General features: G+C 34.1%; 5 protein-coding genes. All 5 read left to right on the top strand.

Features of this window, described 5'->3' with window-relative positions:
- Positions 1-159 precede the first annotated feature (159 nt).
- Positions 160-927, top strand: a complete 768-nt coding sequence (locus CHB62_RS14265) for an ankyrin repeat domain-containing protein (RefSeq protein ID WP_089367344.1) — start codon at positions 160-162, stop codon at positions 925-927.
- Positions 928-1320: 393 nt separating this feature from the next.
- Complete coding sequence (locus tag CHB62_RS14260) at positions 1321-2121, top strand: ankyrin repeat domain-containing protein (RefSeq protein WP_240616314.1); 801 nt, start codon at positions 1321-1323, stop codon at positions 2119-2121.
- A 365-nt stretch (positions 2122-2486) separates the two neighbouring features.
- On the top strand, positions 2487-3287 hold the full coding sequence (locus tag CHB62_RS14255) for a PoNe immunity protein domain-containing protein (RefSeq protein ID WP_089367343.1): 801 nt from the start codon (positions 2487-2489) through the stop codon (positions 3285-3287).
- A gap of 58 nt (positions 3288-3345) precedes the next feature.
- A complete protein-coding gene (locus tag CHB62_RS14250) occupies positions 3346-3471 on the top strand; it encodes a hypothetical protein (RefSeq protein WP_158296869.1) in 126 nt (41 codons plus the stop codon).
- Positions 3472-4521: 1050 nt separating this feature from the next.
- A partial coding sequence (locus CHB62_RS14245; protein ID WP_009012764.1) for a helix-turn-helix domain-containing protein occupies positions 4522-4767 on the top strand: 246 nt, incomplete at its 3' end.

The following is a 4767-nucleotide window of genomic DNA, read 5'->3' as shown; positions in this document are numbered from 1 at the left end:
AACGAAAGACCAAGAGAAAAATTAAACTTTTCTACTCCAAAGTGTGAGTTCTTTAAACACGTTTTGTAATTTTGCACTTGCTGGTTGACTCTGCGTTTCATTATGATGAGGCATATTATCTTATTTTTTATATCCATATTTCTAACAAGTTGTAGCTTTATGATTAACGAAAAGAGAGCGAATGGCCCTCTTCCAACAGATTATTTCTCGAAGGGAATAGAGTTAGAGATGGCTTCAGCTATTTATAACAATAATCTTGACTCTGTACGATTACTAATAAAAGAAGGTGTTGATATTAACAAGCTGAGTGAAGGTGGTATGACTTATTTGTACTTTGCATTGATGAGGAAAGAGTATGATATTATGAAATTATTATTAGAGAATGGTGCTAACCCTAATATTGTCAATAATTTTTATAGTAAACCTGGATACCAAAAGGAAGGTTATAGTGAAGAAAAAGAATTAGGTGTCTGCCTTGAAACCTCAGGAGATCCATACTATGAAATTAAATACATGAAACTTCTTATAGAATATGGTGCGAATGTAAATGATACTATCGGTATCACGCCATTAGAAGCTTCATGTCATGACAATTCTCAAAGTAAAGAAAAAATTAAATATCTAGTAGAACATGGTGCAGACATAAACTATTGTATATCTGGAGTCTCTATCATTGGAAGTCAGGCTTCTATCTATAATTGGGGTATGGTTCTCTTCTTTTTAAATTTAGGAGCAAATCCTATGAGTGATATAGATCCTGATTTTAATGTTGCCTCTGCTGTACAGGATTATTATGATGAAGGGTTTGACCTTGATTCTCAGAACGGAAAGATGGCCCAGGAAGTAAAACGTAGACTTGAGCAACGAGGAGTTAAGTTTCCTTACCATCCCAATAGCTATACAACACCATCTGAAAATAAGAAATAGTCCTGAAGGTGGATGTGTCTTTATAAATACTTATGGGAGGGACTGGGTACATCACTTCTATCATAATAGTTGTGGTTAAACTTCTCCAACATTGTTACGAATGTGTACTGTAAGGCTAACAAGGAACTGATATTCGTTGATATTCTTATAAAATTAACAAAGAATGATTCTACTAAGGGAAGATATAGGATTAGAGTTACAGTGTACCTCGATGACCTCAATAGCAAGATGGTTGTGACTATACAGAAGAAAATAACCAGAAATTCAAAAGTGAACATAAATTTTCAAGCTCCAAAATGCAAGTACCTTAAAAATATATTATAAATTTGCACTATCTGGTTGAATTCACAATGATAGAGAATTCGTGATATATAAATATTTCTTAGGTAATTTATGAAAAAACAGATTATTACAATTCTAATTTTGATGTTACTAACAAGCTGTAGCTCTATGTTTAAGAAATCATATAAAATAAAAGCTCCTGAACCACAGTTGTATTTCACGACAGGTGAAGAATTAAAGATGGCGACTGCTATCTATGATGGCGATCTTCATTCTATACAATCTATGATTGATAATGGTTTTGATCTGAATCGCATCGGTAGGGGCGGCATGACTTACCTTTATTATGCCATGTTAACGATGAATTACGACACGATGGAATTGTTGTTGAAAAATGGTGCAAATCCTAATATACATAGCAAATTCTTTACAGATCCATATTTGCATAAGAAAGGACAGAATGATGAGCAAAACACAGGGGCTTGCCTTGAATATTCTGGGTATCCTGCTTATGATATCAAATATATGAAACTCTTAATAAAATATGGTGCTAATGTAAACGATACGACCTATATAAACCCTGTTAGTAGTTCTGCAGATGATAAACTCCAAGGAAAAGAAAAGATCAAATATTTAGTTGATCATGGTGCCAACCTAAACTTTAGTCTTACTGGGACATCCCTCATTTGTGGAGAAGCGTCTGCTTATGATTGGGATATGGTTTTATTTCTTTTAAGTCTAGGAGCAGATCCTATGGCAAGTGAGGATCCTGATTTTAATGTAGCCTCTGCTGTACAGGATTATTATGATGAAGGGTTTGACCTTGATTCTCAGAACGGAAAGATGGCTCAGGAAGTAAAACGCAGACTTGAGCAACGAGGAGTTAAGTTTCCTTACCATCCCAAGAGCTAAACAACACCATCTGAAAATAAGAAATCAGTGAAGAGGCTTATTGTTGATATATTTTTATGTTATTGGCATCTATAAAATAAATTTAGTTGAAGTAAAGGACAAAAAGTTTATACAAGAAGTGAATTCTCCAAGAAGAAAATGAGACAAGACTTAATGGAACTTTAAGAATTATTCCAATCGTTAATTTAATTTATCTTTGTATTTGGTTCTTTTTTTCTATGTCTTCTTATCATAAAATGTAATTATATAGCACAGAAACACAATTAGCATATTGAATTCTGCAATCCAATGACATAAAACCAGTGTAGATTGAATAGTAACCTATATGGCAGATGTTGTTTAAATCGTTATAAATAAAATAAATTATGAGATTATTTAATTTTTTCTTTAATCGTTCTAAGCAGGAACAAGATAAACCTATCAGGGATAAAATAAAGAATAAGAATCATTTTGAAAAGTTACTATCCGAAGAAAAAGAAGTAATAAAGCAACGCAACGAGATTATTTCAAAAGGTAATCAGAATGATTCTAATTCATATATTTATTATGCAATAGCAGATAGCTATATGAATCTACTAAAAATAACATATTCATTGGGAGTTAAAATTAAGGATTTACGGGAAACATATATAGTATCATTACAATCTTTTTTACTTGGTTTTGAATCGAATGAGCCAATGTATTTTGATATCTTAAATAGAGTAGCATTAGGTTTTTTATTGAACATTTCAAATGAAAACTTTAAACAGTTAGCTGATTATGTTCAGCGAATGGACGAGCAGGCAAAGCCAGCAGACTGGACTCCTGACCAGTTACTTTGGTTTATACTGAACTCTCGATTGAAAGAAGATGAGAAACAAGCGTATGCAGATAAGCTTACTTTCCCTAAGTTGTACAAAGGACTTTTCAAGTTAACACAGATATCAGATGCACAAGAAGCAAAGAAAGTACTTGAAGACTATATAGGGAAATGGTATAACCTAAACAAAAATGCACCTTGGTATAATAGTCATTTGAAAAAGAACTGTTACCGAGGCTATTGGGCGTGGGAGGTTGCAGCTGTTGCAAAGATAATGAACATCGACGACTCCGATCTGAAGGATAATCCGTATTATCCCTATGATATGGTGCATTGGGAGGGCAATGAAATAACCATAGAGGAGTAGCCAACGTAACAGCTTGTATATAAAACTGTTTCAAATGAAATAGCACAAGAATACTTACATTGTTCATTTCAAAGAAACTCATGACGTAAACAATGAGGCACCGATGATCATCATAATGACTTTCTCTGCTGAAAATATCAGCGTGGGTAATGTCGAACCAGACAACAGTTGGTCTCGTTCATAGATTTAAGAATATTAATAACAGCGTCGAGCTAAGTTCTTGATGAACTATTCAAGAGATTGAAAGAAAACAATGGGATGTTCCTCTATTTGTTGAAATAAGATACGTAAAAGGCTCTTCAGAATTATGGAGTGATAATGATATGTATACGTTTAGGTCTCTGACGAAATGTCACACAAAGAGATGGAGAGTATAGGGGATTATTACAACAATGCAATAGGAGTCACGCACTGTTGCGGCGTGGAGCGACAGAGATAGTTTGCGATTTCCATTAGCAATTTATACACAAATCGTTTGTCACAAATGAGTTATCAGGAATCTGTAAGCTACACCTCCGCCACTCATTGTACAATATCGTAACTGTAAGGGTGTCTGTAATTCCATTTCTTTCTGTCAGTTAGGTCAGTGTGACGATGATGAGATATGCCTCCACAACAACAGACTCAGATATTACGATACTGAAATAGCCAAATACATCAACCAAAACCCGATAGGGTTAGTGAAAATTAATCCTACATTGTATGGATTTATTCTTGATCCAATACTTGGGTTGACCTATTTAGATGAACTATTATCCGATTACAATATTACTCGAATAACAAAAGGATCTAAAGGAATCAAAGAGACATTAAATATAATTGTAAGTAACCCAAATACTATTTTTGTTATTAAAGCTAAAGGAATCCTTTAAGTGTGGCAGATGTCGCACAGAAATATAAAATATCACCCCTAATCACATGAAAAATGATATAGATAGTTGTCGTCTTAAATTTAGAAAAAATAATTTAGGTACTGAATAATATATTATTAAAAGCGACGTTGAATTAGAAATTAAAACAACAAAGTTTATAAAACGTTATAAATGATGAGTAACTTCGCAAGTTCAACATAGAACTGCAATCCCAAGTGCTGGTGTAGCTTAATAATCTATACCTGAAAACACCGAGGGGTTTGGGGGCGAGAAGCCCCCATGAGAAGAAAATCAACAAGCAATGCATAAAAATAAGAAAGGGAGACCTCTGTCTCCCAAAGATTAATTAATTTTGCATTGCAATGTACAAACAATTAACCTCGGAGCAAAGGTACACAATTTCTGTGCTACTCCAAAATAGAACGAAACAAAAAGATATTGCCAAGGCGATAAATGTAAGTGCAAGTACAGTGTCTCGTGAAATAAGACGTAATAGCGGAGTCAGAAGACACTATAATTGGGAAACTGCCCAAGCAAATGCAGTACAAACAAGGCGCAGAAAGCCAGGCAATCGTTCAGTAGACAAGGATGTCATGGAAGAGGCGAAG

Origin of the sequence: Prevotella jejuni (assembly GCF_900187995.1) — a bacterium.
Classification (GTDB): Bacteria; Bacteroidota; Bacteroidia; order Bacteroidales; family Bacteroidaceae; genus Prevotella; species Prevotella jejuni.
Note: the sequence above shows the minus strand (reverse complement) of the source record. Positions and strands in the feature narration are given on the sequence as shown.

Bases quoted from the DNA above. Each gene is read 5' to 3' on its own strand.
- CHB62_RS14265 (WP_089367344.1), top strand. From the start codon at position 160: ATGATTAACGAAAAGAGAGCGAATGGCCCTCTTCCAACAGATTATTTC.
- CHB62_RS14260 (WP_240616314.1), top strand. From the start codon at position 1,321: ATGAAAAAACAGATTATTACAATTCTAATTTTGATGTTACTAACAAGC.
- CHB62_RS14255 (WP_089367343.1), top strand. From the start codon at position 2,487: ATGAGATTATTTAATTTTTTCTTTAATCGTTCTAAGCAGGAACAAGAT.